The 13,954-nt window shown below is 34.1% G+C and carries 18 protein-coding genes; 12 read left to right on the top strand and 6 right to left on the bottom strand.

What is annotated here, in order from left to right; all coding sequences use genetic code 11:
- Nucleotides 1-5: 5 nt before the first annotated feature.
- A complete protein-coding gene (locus ACYQ1E_RS15695; protein ID WP_459881818.1) occupies nt 6-1,076 on the top strand; it encodes an IS3 family transposase in 1,071 nt (356 codons plus the stop codon).
- Nucleotides 1,077-1,276: 200 nt separating this feature from the next.
- Here the strand turns inward: ACYQ1E_RS15695 and ACYQ1E_RS15690 are convergent, their stop codons facing one another.
- The 5 genes from ACYQ1E_RS15690 to ACYQ1E_RS15670 are packed head-to-tail and all read right to left on the bottom strand — an operon-like array spanning nt 1,277 to nt 4,672.
- Nucleotides 1,277-1,483 carry an AAA family ATPase gene (locus ACYQ1E_RS15690; RefSeq protein ID WP_459881499.1) on the bottom strand — a complete coding sequence of 69 codons (207 nt, stop codon included), beginning with the start codon at nt 1,481-1,483 and terminating at the stop codon, nt 1,277-1,279.
- 27 nt (nt 1,484-1,510) lie between these two features.
- Nucleotides 1,511-3,106 (bottom strand): ATP-binding protein, encoded by a 1,596-nt coding sequence (locus ACYQ1E_RS15685; protein WP_459881496.1) that lies wholly within the window; start codon nt 3,104-3,106, stop codon nt 1,511-1,513.
- Nucleotides 3,093-3,392, bottom strand: a complete 300-nt coding sequence (locus ACYQ1E_RS15680; protein WP_459881494.1) for a DUF1156 domain-containing protein — start codon at nt 3,390-3,392, stop codon at nt 3,093-3,095. The genes ACYQ1E_RS15685 and ACYQ1E_RS15680 overlap by 14 nt, the downstream gene beginning before the upstream one ends.
- 33 nt (nt 3,393-3,425) lie before the next feature.
- The gene (locus tag ACYQ1E_RS15675) at nt 3,426-3,641 is read right to left on the bottom strand and encodes a DUF2283 domain-containing protein (protein WP_459881491.1); all 216 of its coding nucleotides are present in this window, start codon (nt 3,639-3,641) and stop codon (nt 3,426-3,428) included.
- A 50-nt stretch (nt 3,642-3,691) separates the two neighbouring features.
- Nucleotides 3,692-4,672, bottom strand: a complete 981-nt coding sequence (locus ACYQ1E_RS15670) for a hypothetical protein (RefSeq protein ID WP_459881488.1) — start codon at nt 4,670-4,672, stop codon at nt 3,692-3,694.
- Nucleotides 4,673-4,968: 296 nt separating this feature from the next.
- Here ACYQ1E_RS15670 and ACYQ1E_RS15665 point away from each other — a divergent pair, with 296 nt between their 5' ends.
- A complete protein-coding gene (locus ACYQ1E_RS15665) occupies nt 4,969-5,184 on the top strand; it encodes a hypothetical protein (RefSeq protein WP_459881486.1) in 216 nt (71 codons plus the stop codon).
- A 717-nt stretch (nt 5,185-5,901) separates the two neighbouring features.
- Here ACYQ1E_RS15665 and istA read toward each other — a convergent pair.
- Entirely contained in the window at nt 5,902-6,588 is a 687-nt protein-coding gene (gene istA, locus ACYQ1E_RS15660; protein WP_459881483.1) for an IS21 family transposase, read from the bottom strand.
- 204 nt (nt 6,589-6,792) lie between these two features.
- On the opposite strand from istA, the gene bioB reads away from it, so the two are divergent.
- From bioB to hslV, 10 genes are all read left to right on the top strand, one after another.
- Nucleotides 6,793-7,755, top strand: a complete 963-nt coding sequence (gene bioB / locus ACYQ1E_RS15655) for a biotin synthase BioB (protein ID WP_459881480.1) — start codon at nt 6,793-6,795, stop codon at nt 7,753-7,755.
- Nucleotides 7,748-8,050, top strand: coding sequence for an ApeI family dehydratase (locus tag ACYQ1E_RS15650; protein ID WP_459881477.1), 303 nt, complete (start codon nt 7,748-7,750; stop codon nt 8,048-8,050). The genes bioB and ACYQ1E_RS15650 overlap by 8 nt, the downstream gene beginning before the upstream one ends.
- On the top strand, nt 8,037-8,759 hold the full coding sequence (locus ACYQ1E_RS15645) for an SDR family oxidoreductase (RefSeq protein WP_459881474.1): 723 nt from the start codon (nt 8,037-8,039) through the stop codon (nt 8,757-8,759). Before ACYQ1E_RS15650 ends, ACYQ1E_RS15645 begins: the two co-directional genes overlap by 14 nt.
- Before the next feature lie 12 nt (nt 8,760-8,771).
- Complete coding sequence (locus ACYQ1E_RS15640; RefSeq protein WP_459881471.1) at nt 8,772-9,143, top strand: acyl carrier protein; 372 nt, start codon at nt 8,772-8,774, stop codon at nt 9,141-9,143.
- 12 nt (nt 9,144-9,155) lie between these two features.
- The gene (locus ACYQ1E_RS15635) at nt 9,156-10,334 is read left to right on the top strand and encodes a beta-ketoacyl-[acyl-carrier-protein] synthase family protein (protein ID WP_459881468.1); all 1,179 of its coding nucleotides are present in this window, start codon (nt 9,156-9,158) and stop codon (nt 10,332-10,334) included.
- Nucleotides 10,331-10,741: a hypothetical protein gene (locus ACYQ1E_RS15630; RefSeq protein WP_459881465.1), complete on the top strand. Its 411-nt coding sequence runs from the start codon at nt 10,331-10,333 to the stop codon at nt 10,739-10,741. Before ACYQ1E_RS15635 ends, ACYQ1E_RS15630 begins: the two co-directional genes overlap by 4 nt.
- Nucleotides 10,714-11,865, top strand: coding sequence for an aminotransferase class I/II-fold pyridoxal phosphate-dependent enzyme (locus tag ACYQ1E_RS15625; protein ID WP_459881462.1), 1,152 nt, complete (start codon nt 10,714-10,716; stop codon nt 11,863-11,865). Before ACYQ1E_RS15630 ends, ACYQ1E_RS15625 begins: the two co-directional genes overlap by 28 nt.
- Nucleotides 11,862-12,542 carry a dethiobiotin synthase gene (gene bioD / locus ACYQ1E_RS15620; RefSeq protein ID WP_459881459.1) on the top strand — a complete coding sequence of 227 codons (681 nt, stop codon included), beginning with the start codon at nt 11,862-11,864 and terminating at the stop codon, nt 12,540-12,542. The genes ACYQ1E_RS15625 and bioD overlap by 4 nt, the downstream gene beginning before the upstream one ends.
- 287 nt (nt 12,543-12,829) lie before the next feature.
- Nucleotides 12,830-13,381, top strand: a complete 552-nt coding sequence (locus tag ACYQ1E_RS15615; RefSeq protein WP_459881456.1) for an O-acetyl-ADP-ribose deacetylase — start codon at nt 12,830-12,832, stop codon at nt 13,379-13,381.
- 21 nt (nt 13,382-13,402) lie between these two features.
- On the top strand, nt 13,403-13,942 hold the full coding sequence (gene hslV / locus ACYQ1E_RS15610; protein WP_459881815.1) for an ATP-dependent protease subunit HslV: 540 nt from the start codon (nt 13,403-13,405) through the stop codon (nt 13,940-13,942).
- Nucleotides 13,943-13,954: the final 12 nt, after the last annotated feature.

Below are 13,954 nucleotides of genomic sequence, written 5' to 3'. Positions count from 1 at the left end.
AAAAGATTGCTGCTTTAGAAGAGAAACTTTCTCAGAAGAATGAAGTGTTGGCTGAGGTCATGGAAGAATATGTAAGTTTAAAAAAAAAAATTTGGGGGAATTTAAAGGATATGTGGGTGGCACACGATATTAGAGATAATGTAGTGGATTTTGTTAATTATTGGTCTAAAAAAACCGAAATCAAAATCAGTAACTTTATAAGGTGGATTGGCATAGGTACAAGCAAGTTCTATGATTGGAAGAAAAGATATGGAAAGGTCAACGAGCATAACTCCTGGATACTGCGGGATTTCTGGCTTGAAGAGTGGGAGAAAGAAGCTATTATTAAATATTTTTTAGAACATCCCAATGAAGGCTATAGAAGATTAACCTTCATGATGATAGATGAAGATGTGGTGGCTGTTAGTCCAAGTAGTGTATATAGGGTACTTAGTAAAGAAGGATATTTACGGAGGTGGAATAATAAATCATCGAGAAAAGGAAAGGGTTTTAAGAATGCCAAAGGCCCTCACGAACACTGGCATATAGATATATCCTATTTGAATATCAGAGGGACTTTTTATTATTTGTGTAGTATTTTAGATGGTTATAGTCGATATATCGTACATTGGGAGATAAGGGAGAAAATCAGAGAAGCAGATGTGGAGATAATACTTCAAAGGGCAAAGGAGAAATTTCCAGACAATAGTTCTCGTATAATATCTGATAATGGTCCTCAGTTTATTGTAAAAGATTTTAAGGAATTTATCCGAATAATGGGAATGAATCATGTACGCACTTCTCCTTATTATCCTCAGAGCAATGGAAAAATAGAGAGATGGCATCAAAGTTTAAAGAAAGAGTGTATACGGGTCCACTGCCCTATCTCCCTCAGTGATGCCAGGAGAATAGTAGGTGATTTTGTAGAATACTACAATTCTAAACGTCTTCATAGTGCCATAGGATACATAACGCCAAAAGATAAGCTTGAAGGAAAAGATAAAGAGATATTTGAAGAACGAGATCGTAAACTTTATGAGGCTAGAAAACGTAGAAAAGTAATGCGTCAAAAGAGAAAAAAATTATGCTTAAGGTAGAATACAAAAAAATAATAGTCCCTTCGCCAGAGGTAAAGGAAGAGTCGGCGTCCCCCCGCCGTCGGCACCTTCAGAATCAACACACGAAAAAGGGGTGTCAAGGATGCGCCAAAGGCGCACCTGAAAGGCTTGTCCTTGACAACCCTTTGATGTGTGTTACAGGGACATCTGTCTTTTATAGACCCTTTTGGAAATTAAAACTAGCTTATTTTTATCCGGGAAAATTCCATTTCACGCTGAACCAAGACAATGGTTAAGGATTTACCAAATCTTCTGGGCCTTGATAAAAAATAACATTCTCCCTCTGTAATAAGCTTATATATCCATTTGGTTTTATCCACATATCCAAGGTCTTTTTCTCTGAGTTTTCTAAAGGACGATGTATCAAGACCAAGTCTTTTTTTCATGACTTTGCTCCCTTAATTAAACACACTTCACATCCCCCAAATCCATATCTCTTTACTTCTGTATTTTTCCTTTCTCTCAAATATCTTCTCATCCCATGATTTGCCCTTTGTTTTATCAAATATAACAAGATGCCCCTCTTCTGCTCCACATTTGTCCATATACTCGTAGGTTTGAGATAAACCTTCCTCTATGGTCTTATCCAGACTTTTATAAAGAACCTTGAGCTCTATCACCACCTTTTGCACCTTCTTTGCTTCAAGAAGAGTGGTTGTTCCAATAGGCCATATTAAAAGAAGATCTGTCCTCTTTTTGCCAAGACCATATTCTCTCTCTATCCTTCCACCACTGTTAACAATTCTTTGCAAAAATGCTTGCATAAGTAGCTGTGGACCTGCTTCTTTGTATTGAAATCTCTCAAGCCAGCTCTCACTGTGTTCTCTAAAAAACTCCTGAAATGCCCGCATAAGCTTTACCATATCAAGGCTTCCATCTGGATTTACATACCACAAAGCATCATGGGTTATGGTTACTTGGGTGCTAAAGGTAAGCTCCCTTGGAATTATCTCCTGATATATCTTATTGGAAATCCTCAAATTAGGACGGGTCTTAATTAAGCCTAAATCCTCTACATACAAAATATCATCAATTGGTATGTCCTCTGGATTTTTGTCTCCTTCTAAAATGGCCTCTATTACCCTTTGAACCCTATCTTCCTTAAGCTTGTCTGCAAGCTGATCAATGTGGGTATATCTCTCTAAAATAATCTTTTCCTTTGCCTCTGTGATAAGTTCTTTTGTAATGGGCTTATTTCTATCTCTTCCCTCTTTTAACTCAAAGCATGCAACATATCCCAGTGCATTTACAAGCCATGGCTGTCCTTCTGTTAAGTCCCATACATAATCTATAACACCATCTTCAAACTTTTGTCCTGTTTCCTCTGTGTGTTGGCTGTAAAGTATCTCTATCTCTTTTTTGTTAAAATCCCCAAGATGCAAGGACTTGGCTTTGATGTTAAAGGCACTTCCTCCTGTTATAATTTCTTTTTCTTTGCTTGAGTGTATGCGATAGTCCCTAACATCTCTTACTCCACATAGAATTATACTTTGAGGAAAACCGTCTGGTCTTAAATTATATCCTGCTCTAAGCTGTCTCAAAACACTAATCAAAGTATCTCCAACAAGGCTATCTATCTCATCAATCATCAAAACAACAGGTCTGGTGGACTTTTGGGTAACTTTTCTTAAATAAGTTAAAAGGGCAGAATCTTCTCCATGTTCTCTTAATACTTTATTGTAATCTATGTCTAAATCTTGTTCCCAATACTCTTCTATCATTATGGTCATTGTACTTAAAATTGCCTTAATTCCCCTGTACACATTCTCCCGTGCCCCCTGAGCGCTTTCCACATTTACATATAGTGCCCTGTATTTGCCTTCTTTGTTTAGATACTCCTGAAGTGCTAAAAGGCAGGTTGTTTTACCTGTTTGTCTTGGTGCATGAAGGACAAAATATTTTTTCTGATCAATTAGCATTAGCACTTCTTCTAAGTCTAACCGCTCTAATGGGGGCAAACAATAATGGTCCTCGCACCTTACAGGTCCTGCTGTATTAAAAAATCTCATGAATGCTCCTTAATTTTTTATAGCATATTTTCCTTTCTTGGTGCCAGACACACAATTTATGGAACACTATCTCAACTTCTTCAGGAAGGAGAGAAGCTGCGATAACTGCCCGTGCACCAATAAGAGGCTTTTTTGTCCAGTAAAAAACCATCTCCCAAAAAGGCGGTCTCCCTGGCCCTTTTTCAGAAGAAGACCTACGATTCACCTCACTAATAGGAAATTTAAGTGATTCAACAAATTTTTTTGCATTACCAAGACTCCTATGGTTTTGTCCTCTTGCACACATCTTTAAACTTTTAAGATTTCTGTTTACCTCCTGCTAGACGATGTGGCTTTTAAGGTCTATTGAAACTGGTTTTTCTTTCAATGCACTTTCTTTTAAAATGGTGAAACCAATGATATTTCCTTTTTCATCAACTTTCTCCATTACTGCATCATTTTCCGTTTCTCTGAAGTATCCTTTTTTCCGATCAGACAAGACTTCGAGATAATCTCCCTCTTTATCATACCATATTTTTATTATTTTCTTTTCCATAGTATTTTACCTCTTTTTATTTTATCTGTAAAATAGGCAGTTATAGTGAACTACTCCGCCCTTACGGAGTGAGCTTCTAAGGGAGTTTGATAGGTCATTCCTACCCTTATCCCTCTGGGCAGGTTCACACTACCCTCTACTCCTATCCTTGCAAAAAGCAGAGATTCGGAGATACCTTTACCAAGTTTGTAGATTCTTAGTCTGACTATTCTCTTTAATCCTGTTACAAGCTCAAACCAATTCTTTTTGAATTTCCTAAGTATATTCCTCGCTCCGTTAACATCTGCCTTAATCAGTCCTTTAACAGAAGACAGAAATAGTCCTCTCTTTATTCTCCTTCCTTGTCCTTTACTTTGTTTTGAGATAGCTGTGGTTTCATCACAACTATCCGTCAAGGAGGTATAGCTCTCATCTATTAGCTTAATTTCTTTAGGTTTAACCTTAGAAACCTCCTTTTCATACACTACTACCACTTTAAAGCTTATTTGACCATAAGACTTATATGGAACTATCTGAACATTAAGAACTTTAAAACTCTCTAACTCTTTATATCCTGGTTCTATCCACAGGTAATCAAAAGAAACCCCAAATTTTTCACGTAAGTGCTCTTTTAAGCCTTTTGAAATGGATAGCCTTATCTTACTTCCTTTTATCTTGAATCCTGTTTTATCCCAGGTTACTACTTTGTGAGGTGTTTTGGGATTTGCATATTTCGGTGGTTTAACTACTTCTATCCCTTTGTCCTTGAACTTTTTAGGATTTTCCAAAAATTTGAAAAAGTTACTCCAACCTCTTGTTAGCTCATTAAGCACTATTTGTGCTGAGCGGGATTGCAAGGAACGCAGGTGTAAGGATGTGTCTTTGAGTTTGTTGTATAGGTCTCTATAGTCAGGTTTTGCTAATCTGTTTTTTACAAGATAGTTTGCTTGATTCCAGAGTCTTCCAGCATGGTAGGTAAGGTGTCCAAGTATTATCTGTTCTTTTCCTGTCAAGTTGTTTAATTCAAAGACTATTGCTCTTTTTGTTTTCATCTCTGCGATTGTAATTTACATTCCCAGTTGTTTAGTTTCAAGGTGCTAACGCACCTGCGGGCTTTCATCCCCTCCCTTACGGAAGGGGTCTTCCCGCCTACAAAAGATAAAACTTTTAAACTCTCTTTTAAGTTTGGTTGAAAGAATTTTTCAACAGGCTCTTTTAAACTTGACACTAGAATTAAAATAGAAAATTTTGGCTTTATAAGCAATTGATAATGTTAGATTAGATTGAAAAAATATTTAAAAGATTTGAATAAAATTTTCTATAGAAAACCAATGGTTGGAGGAAATAAATGGAAGTTAGATATGATATTTTACTAGAAAACATTAAAAAATTACCATTACCTGAAAAGGAAGAGCTTAAAAATTTGATAGAAAAATACATTATTGAAGAAAAGCGAGAAGAAATTTATGGAAATTATTTGAGAAGTCTTAATGAATACAAAGAAGATAAATTGCAATTTTCTTCGGATATAAATGAACTTAGAAAAAATATGGAGCTCGACTGATAAATGATAGAAGTAGCCTTTAGCTCATCTTTCAAAAGAGCTTTCAAGAAAAAAATTAAAAGAAATAAAGAAAGAGCCATTTGCTAAGGAACTTAAAACTCACAAATTAACAGGGAGACTACAAGGTTTATGGAGCTTTAGTTGAGGATACGATTTAAGAGTCATTTTCTTTTTTGCTGAAGATAACAAAGTTGTTTTAGTTGATATAGGAAGTCATAATGAATTTACTTCATTAACAGAAGCATCTGAGACTATATCAAAGTGGATAGAAAAAGACTAAAATAAATTATATATACATTCAACTCTTGGATATAAGAGTCCTGAAGAATTTGAAGAAGAATATTATAAATTACATTATAAGAAAGCAGCTTAAAAATATAAAGTTACTTTTTCTTCAGTGTAACCCCAAAGCCAAAATTTCCTTGGTCACCACATCAGAAAAAGATTGTCAAGGCCCGAAGCGAAAAAAAGTAAATTATATAAAGTTAACATGATTAACTCTCTCTTAATTTCTTAAAAATTTGTCTTGACTTTTGGAGGGCATTACACAATATCAGCAAAGATTTTTATCTATCTTTAAGTAAATACTCTCATAATTTTTAGCTACTCTAGGATAACCACTGTAGGGGCAATTCATAAATTGCCCCCCATGTTAACGAACCTTCCCTCCTCACCCTAAAAAAAGTTTTAAAAATTTGCCATCCAAATAATAACTTTTTATAAATTCCCCTTGCCATGCTTATAATTTGTTTCAAGAGATTTTAGAAAATTATTCTTTACATATTTAATTGCGGATTCTACCTTGCCCTTTTCCTCAGGTCTTCTTACTTTGCAAGTAATTGGACCGCTACCATAATAAGAAAGCATGTTAGCATATTCATGCTGGATTTCAGGTTCATAAAAATTGGCCCCTAAAACACCAGATTTAAGATTATCTATCTTTACTATCTCAGGTACTGCTCCAAAGTATTCAAAAGCATTTATATGACACCTGATAAATGTAGGAACATTCTGGCTTGTTACCAATTCATAGTAGTCATATCTACTAAAGCTTACCCTCATACAGAATATCCAGGTCTTGACCTTTTTCCCTCCATAGTTAAAATAACCTGCATAGCCGAAGTCTACCTGGGCTTCTTTGCCCGGTGGGGAAACTATAGGGACATAAGTATCTTTAGGGCCCTTTAGTTTCCTCACATATTTTTTCACCCCGCTATAAGAAATATCTACACCTTTTTCTGTTAGTTTTATATGTTCTGATACCCATTCCATCAGCAACTTATGATTCTTCGGCTTGGCTACTAGAATATTGTCAATTTTACTTGAAAATTTACAAATATAACTCATATTTTTATCTTTAGGTTCCCCAATAAATGGCTGTTTTGAATAAAGATTATCTCCCACTATTATAATCCCTAATTTCGGATGATCTCGTCTATCCTTTTGCCTGCATTTATCTTACTAAGGCGACATCGTTCCTGAGACATTGGGAACCTGAGGAAAATTTTTATCAAGTGATGGACTGTCAATGAATTTATTAATTTTTGTTGACAAATATTGTAACACCAAATAATTATTTCCAATTAACAGGTATTAACTGGAGTAAATATGATAAGAGAAATAGTTGAAAAAATTTGTAGGGGAGAAAGGATATCTGCTAATGAGCTTGCGCCTCTTATTGATAATAATCCATATGATCTCTTTTGGGGAGCAACAAAGATTAGAGAACATTTTAAGGGAAACAGAGTATTTACCTGCTCAATTGTTAATGCCAAGTCAGGCATGTGTTCAGAAGATTGTGCCTTTTGTGCCCAGTCTAAATACCATAAGACCAATATTTCTGTATACCCTCTCTTAACAAAGCAAGAGCTTGTAGAAAAAGGAATGGATATGGCTGAGAGGGGGGCAAATAAATTTTCTTTTGTCACAAGCGGAAAAAAACTTTCAAAAAAAGAAATAAATACTATATGTGAAGCAGCTATGTTGTTAACAGAAAAGACAGACCTGAAGATCTGTGCATCCTTAGGGATTTTGGATGAAGAGAGTGCCCTTTGCCTAAAACAGGCTAAAATTACAAGATATCACCATAACTTAGAGACAGCAAAGTCTTTTTTTAAAAATATCTGCACTACCCATGATTATGAAGAAGATGTTGCAACCCTAAAGGTGGCAAAAAAGGTTGGTCTTGAGGTATGTAGTGGGGGGATTATGGGTCTTGGAGAAAAATTTTCCCACAGGCTGGAGCTTGCAGAATTTTTAAGCCACCTGGATGTAAATTCCATTCCAATAAATTTTTTAAATCCTATAAAAGAGACAAAACTTCAAAACATGCCCCTTCTACCCCCCATGGAAGGACTTATCTCAATAGCTATATTTAGATTTTTAAATCCTGACAAAGACATTACTATCTGTGGAGGAAGGGAAGTCTGCCTTGGAGATTTCCAGTCATGGATTTTTTTGGCAGGTGCAAATGGCATAATGATTGGTAATTATCTAACTACACGAGGCAGAAACATAAAACATGACCTTGAGATGATAAAACAACAAAATCTTGAGGTTGTTAATGGATAATAAAATTTCTGGAAACTTTTATTTTGATCCTGACATGGAAATATTTAAGACCCATTTCCCAGGCCATCCAGTAGTTCCAGGTTCTATGATCGTGGATAAATTTATATCTCATCTAAAAGATAGCAAAACCAATTCATTTAAAAAAATAAAAATTAAAAATTTTAAATTTCTCAAATTTATTTCACCTGGCAAATATTCTTTTATAATTGAACAAGAAAAAGATTTTTATAAATGTATGTTGTTTAAATCTAAATTGTTAGTAGCTACAGGAGAAATTGCAATTGAACTTACCTAATAAGGGAAAAAATTGCCTAATATTAGGTGGTAGTTCTGAAATAGGAATTTTTCTTGCCAAAAGACTTTTAAAGGAAAAATTAAATCCAATAATTACATATTCTTCACAGAGTGGTTTGAAAAAAATAAAAGATAATTTAAATAAAGACATCAATGTTTTTAAATTAGATTTGGCTTCTCTAAATTCCATCTACGATTTCCTATCAAAAATTAATTGTAAAATTTCATATCTTGTTGACTTATCACATACACATGTAGAAAAATTATTTGCATCATTAAAGGATGAGGAAATTGTTTCTTATTATACAACTAATGTAATAAACAGGGCAATTCTTTTAAAAAATATTGTCAGAAATATGTTAATTCAAAAACAGGGAAGACTTGTATATATTTCTTCTACTGCGGCATATTTGCCCAATAAAGGACAGGGAATATACAGCTCATCTAAATTAGCTGTAGAAGCAATATATAAAATTATAGGAATAGAAATGTATAAAAAAGGTATCTCAACAGTCATTTTAAGACCTGGATATATAAGTGCAGGCAGAGCAAAAAATTTTATAGACAAGAAAAAGAGTATATTTCCATATTTATTAGATGTAACAGATGTTGTAGATGCAATCTTATTTTTTTTAAAAGATAATGGGCGTGTGTTTAATGCAAGAGAGATTACCTTAGATAGAGGTTTTTTTGCAAAAAAAGATTTTTAAAGGAGAAGTTCTATGGATGTTGAAAGTGCTTTAAAGGAAATTATTGGAGAAATTATGGATATTGATCCTGCAATTATTCATGCTGATACTTATTTGGTACGTGATCTCAATATGGAATCTATTGATCTTTTAGAATTGGGAGTATCAATAAATTACACATTTAACATAGATGTAGATGATGATATAGCCTTTTTAAAAGATTTAAGATTTAATCTAGAAAAATTAAATAATAATTCTAACTCAAAAAGCAAATCACTTTTAAATTTATATCCCCATCTGGATAGAGATAGGGCCAATGAGATATTAGAAGATTTAGATAATGGTCCAGTGTTAAAGTTTAAAGATGTGGTGGCATATGTAAAATTTATTAAAAATAAAGGTTAATTGAATCTTTTTATGTCTGTTGTAATTACTGGTATTGGACTAATTAGTTCGCTGGGAAGAAGTGAAGAGCAGGTTGTTAAATCTATTTTAAATGATAAAGTTAATTTTTTAAGGTCTGAAATTGATCCTGAATTGGTGGTTTGTCCAGTTCAAGATTTTGATTTTAAAGATTATATTAAATCGTATAAATATTTTAGATACTTACCAAAAGGGTGGCAATTTGGAATCTGTGCTGCAAAAGGGGCAATTGAATCTTCTGGATTAACAGAAGAACACTTAAATAGCTCAGGGCTTTTTGTGGGTGTTGGGCCTAATGTGGAAGCAATAAATGATAAAATTATTATAGATAAGGCCCTTGGACTTGTATCTGTGCTTCCCAATACAATTACCTTTTGTATTTCCCATCTATTTGGAATACACGGTGAAAATCTTACAATACAAAATGCTTGTGCAAGTTCCCTTCAGGCAATAGGAGAGGGTTTTCTTAGAATAAAGCAGGGATTAATTAAAGTTGCCCTATGTGGTGGCTCAGACAGCAGATTGGGGGAAATGGGGCTAAAATTATATAAAAATGCAAGGGTGCTTTTAACTTCAGATAAAAATATTGAGCCACATAAAAGCTATGCACCATTTGATAAGAAAAATCAAGGTTTTGTGCCTGGAGAAGGTGGGGCTTTTTTGGTTTTAGAAGAGATGGAACATGCAAAAAAAAGAGGGGCCAACATCCTAGGAGAGGTGATTGGTTATTCTTCTAGTCTGGATGGATTAAATCCAACAGCCCCAGATAAAAAAGGTGTTTGGGCAAAAAGATGTGTAAAAAGTGCATTGGAATTTTATAATGTACCTGATGGGGATATTGATGTAATATTTTCTCATGGCACAGGAACCCCATTAAATGATCTTATGGAGATAAATTTAATAAAACAAGTTTTTCCAAAAAGTCCTTTTGTTTGTTCCTTAAAATCGTGGATTGGGCACCTTGCAGCAGCATGCGGTGCTGCAGAGGTAGCAATCGGTTTGTTTTGTCTTAAAAACAGAGTCGTGCCAAAGATCAGAAACTTAAAGGATCCACGGGATAAAGGGATCAATTTTGTGTTTAAAAATTTAAATAAAAAATTAGATGTTGCACTTTTTGAATCCTTTGGCTTTGGCGGACAAAATGCAGCCTTAATTGTAAAGATCATGAGATGAAATTTTTAAAGATAATTTTTATTGATAGGGAAAGAATTTCCCTTGAGTGCCAAATCTTGAGCAAAGGCTATTGGCCAGGGATTGAAGCTATGGCACAATCCTGTGGTCTCCATCTTAGGTTTGTCAACCAATTTAATAAGCATGTTTTTCTTGCAAAGTTGGGGAAAGTTGAGTTACCTAATAAACACCTTTTAGGAAAATTTCTAGTTAAGGCAAACTTGCTTTCTATTACTAAATCATCAGCAAAATACCAGGGTTTTTTATGTGATATAAATAATTCTAATAAATACGTCACAGGAGAGTTTTTGCTTACCTCTACCAAGTTTTCAGAAGATTTTAAATATCAATTAATTGTTCCATATTTTAAGGGGCTTTTTGAATGTTTAATGAATACAAAAGATTATTAAAGGTTCAGAAAGAATCTCACCTTTTAAGAAAACCTGAAATAATTTGTAATAGACAGGGAAAATATGTTGATGCTGGGAAGAAACGGCTTATAAATTTTGCATCAAATGATTATTTAGGGCTTTGTTCAGATAAAAAGATAAAACAGATCTTTTCAAAAAATTTTCAAAAATATCCCTGTTCATCATCTTCTTCCAGGGTGGTGTGCGGTAATTATTCTGTGGTATTAGAAGCAGAAAAAAACTTTGCTGATTTTTTTGGATACGAAGATTGTCTTTTTTTTCAATCAGGATTTCAGGCAAACCTTGCGCTTATGTCAACTATTTTCTTAAAAAATCAAAGTGTATTAGCAGATAAACACATTCATGCCAGCAGCATAATGGGACTGAAATTAGGTGGTGTTCCCTTTAAAACATACAACCACAATAAGATAAGCCATTTAAGAAAAAGATTGGATAAACTTAATGGAAAGTCTTGCTGGGTGATTACAGAATCCCTTTTTTCAATGGATGGAGATGTTCTGGATGTGGATAATTTTTTTAAATTAAAAGAAGAGTTTGGTTTTTTTAGTGTAGTTGACGAGGCCCATTCTGTTGGTGCAATGGGAAAAGAGGGTAGGGGGATTACTACAGGGAGAGCTGATATTGTAGTTGGGACATTTACCAAGGCCTTTGGATTTTTCGGGGCCTTTATCCTTTTGCCATCTGTTTTAAAGGAATATATGTTTAATTTTGCTGCTCCACTTATATATTCAACTGCACTTCCTCCAGCCCATGCTGCATGCGCAATAGAGATACTGGATGTTGTAAAAGATTTTGAAGATAGGCGATGGTATTTACAGGAGTTATCTTTATTTGCCAGAGAAAATTTAAAGACCGCAGGCATTCCATTTGTAGGCGAAAGTTATCTCTTGAGTATTAATATTGGGAACGAGTCCTTAGCACAGGAGGTTGCCAGGGAACTTTTTTCTAGAAACTATATGGTATTTTGTTCAAGGCACCCAACAGTGCCCTTAGGAAAGTCAATATTGAGATTAAGTCTTTGTTATTTTCATACAGATAAGGACATAGATAAATTTGTTAAAAATCTCCAGGACGTATTATTTAAATATGGAATCTTAAAATGAATTACATATTTGTTACTGGTACAGATACAGGTGTTGGGAAGACAGTAATTTCTTTGATATTAATGGACTATTTTTTAAAGAAAAATAAAAAGCCAATTTATTTAAAATTGATCCAGACTGGTTGTGATGATTTGTTTCATAAAGACTCAGATGCATATTTTGTTTATAAAAATCTTCTCTTAGATGTTGATAGAAGATTTTTAGCTGACAAGGTTTGTTATTTATTTAAAAATCCTAAAGCCCCATATTTTGCTGCCAGAGATGAAAATAAAGAGATAGATATTGAATATTTGCAGAATTGGGTGATTGAAAGATCCAAAGGGTATGATAAAATAGTCTTAGAGGGCGCAGGTGGATTAATGGTGCCTATATGGAAAAATTTCTTTATAATTGATTTTATAAAACTTATAAAAGCTAAAGTAATATTAGTCGCACGTCCTTCTTTAGGCACTATCAATCATACCCTTCTCTCAATTGAGGCTTTAAAAAATAAAAACATTCCTGTAATGGCTATAATATTATCAATGAAACAACAAGAAGATAAAACATTAATTGAACAGAATATAGAGGCTATTTATAATTATTCAAAGATAAAGGTATTTTTAATTGAAAAGATTGAAGATCCTTTAAGAGATTTAGAAAAATATTTTGATGTAATGGAGCAAATACAAGGGTAAATAGTCCAGGGTGATAAAAAATCTTTAATAAAATATTACCTCGGTGGAAGCCTAACTCCCTAGCAATCTGGAAAATGTTTTTCTGCTGACCAAGTAATATATTTATTGTGTATTGCAATTCTATTTCCAACATAATTTTAGAAAAACAATATCATAGGCACTATATAAAATTATACGTTATTTATAATTGTGTTAAAAATTAGCTTCCTTGACAACCATTAAAAAGTGATAATCTTTAACTCTGAATGAGTAAAAAGCTATTAACAAATTTTCATCAGGGGGGAGTTATGGAGAAAAAATTTACTATCAAAGATAAAGAAATAATAATTATTCAAGGGGATATCACAAAGGCAGATGTTGATGTCATTGTTAATGCCGCCAATTCCCAGCTAGCTGGAGGTGGAGGAGTAGATGGAGCAATTCACAGGGCTGCTGGCCCTAAACTCTTAGAGGAAGGTAGAAAATATGTTAAAGAGCATGGACCACTTAAAACAGGGGAAGCAGTAATTACACCAGGATTTAATTTAAAGGCAAGGTATGTTATCCACACAGTTGGGCCAATATACAAAGACGGTAAACACAATGAACCAGAACTTTTAAAAAATGCCTATAAAAATTCTCTGGAATTAGCAGATTCAAAAAACTTGACAACAATCGCTTTTCCAGCCATCAGTTGTGGCGTATATGGATATCCTAAAAAAGAAGCTGGAAGGATTGCCATTGAAACAGTAAAAGAAGTTCTTCCTAAAACTGGTTTAAAAAAATGCTATCTTTACTTATTTTCTGAGGATATGTTTAAACTCTGGTTGGAAATAGCTGAGGATTTGTTGAAATCTTAAAATCATATAGAGGATAAAATGATAGAAATAAGAGGTACTACAATTTTGGCTGTCAGGGATGAGAAAGGAGTAGCCATTGGTGGAGATGGTCAGGTGACCATGGGACAAGCAATTGCTATTAAACATAAAGCAAAAAAGGTAAGAAGGCTTTATAAAAATAAAATAATAGCAGGATTTGCAGGCGCCACTGCAGACGCATTTACCCTATTTGAAAAATTCGAGGCAAAGTTAGAAGAATATTCAGGAAATTTATTAAGGGCAAGTGTTGAGCTGGCAAAGGAGTGGAGGACAGACAAATATTTGCGACGACTTGAAGCCATGCTTCTTGTTGCCAATTCAGAAAGCTTATTGCTTATTAGTGGTACGGGAGATGTGATAGAGCCAGATGATAATATTATTGGTATTGGGTCAGGGGGTCCTTATGCAATGGCTGCTGCAAAAGCTCTCTGTAAACACACCAAGCTATCTGCAAAAGAAATTGTGGAAGATTCTCTAAAAATAGCAGCTTCTATGTGTGTTTATACTAATTCAGAAATCCTAGTGGAATATCTAGAGAAATAAAAGCAGGAGGTT

The sequence above is a fragment of the Desulfothermus naphthae genome (assembly GCF_054657475.1).
The sequence above is the reverse complement of the archived record's forward strand: the minus strand, read 5'-3'. Positions and strand labels throughout refer to the sequence as shown.